1 protein-coding gene is annotated in these 251 nt (G+C 71.7%); it reads left to right on the top strand.

The features are described 5' to 3' along the window. Nucleotides 1–251: putative Ig domain-containing protein (locus SB822_RS59210; RefSeq protein WP_410859391.1), on the top strand; the 251-nt coding region annotated here is incomplete at both ends.

Below are 251 nucleotides of genomic sequence, written 5' to 3'. Positions count from 1 at the left end.
CTGACCGGCGGCAGCCTGCCGCCGGGCCTGGCCCTGGCCGGCAGCACCATCAGCGGCACGCCCACCCAGGCTGGCTCGTATACGGCGACGTTCACCATCACCGACAACGCCAGCCTGTCGACGACCAAGTCCTACACGGTCACCGTGCCCAACCCCTCGTCCGGCATCGGCATCGCCGCGCCGCCGGTCGCGTCGCTGAACGTTCCCTACAGCCACGCGCTGTCGGCCTCGGGCGCGTTGGCCCCGTACAC

The organism is Paraburkholderia sp. SIMBA_054 (assembly GCF_046534875.1).
Lineage (GTDB): Bacteria > Pseudomonadota > Gammaproteobacteria > Burkholderiales > Burkholderiaceae > Paraburkholderia > Paraburkholderia hospita.
The sequence above is the reverse complement of the archived record's forward strand: the minus strand, read 5'-3'. Positions and strand labels throughout refer to the sequence as shown.